At 43.9% G+C, this 294-nt stretch carries 1 tRNA gene; it reads left to right on the forward strand.

The features are described from left to right. Positions 1-112: 112 nt before the first annotated feature. Positions 113-201, forward strand: a tRNA-OTHER gene (locus tag KZZ04_RS18765). The last annotated feature ends 93 nt before the right edge of the window (positions 202-294 follow it).

The following is a 294-nucleotide window of genomic DNA, read 5'->3' on the forward strand; positions in this document are numbered from 1 at the left end:
TAGCTCAGTTGGGAGAGCATCGCCCTTACAAGGCGAGGGTCACTGGTTCAAGTCCAGTATCACCCACCACATATAAAGCTTATTATATAAATAGTCATTTAAATTGTAATATGGGTCGTTAGCTCAGTTACAAGAAAAGAGAGCATCACCGCTATTTACAAGTAACGGCGAAGTTCGCTGGTTAAAGTCCAGTACTATCTATTCAAGTAGTAGTATGTAATATGGGTCGTTAGCTCAGTTGGGAGAGCATCGCCCTTACAAGGCGAGGGTCACTGGTTCAAGTCCAGTACGACC

The organism is Pseudoalteromonas sp. CR1 (assembly GCF_019392235.1).
Lineage (GTDB): Bacteria > Pseudomonadota > Gammaproteobacteria > Enterobacterales > Alteromonadaceae > Pseudoalteromonas.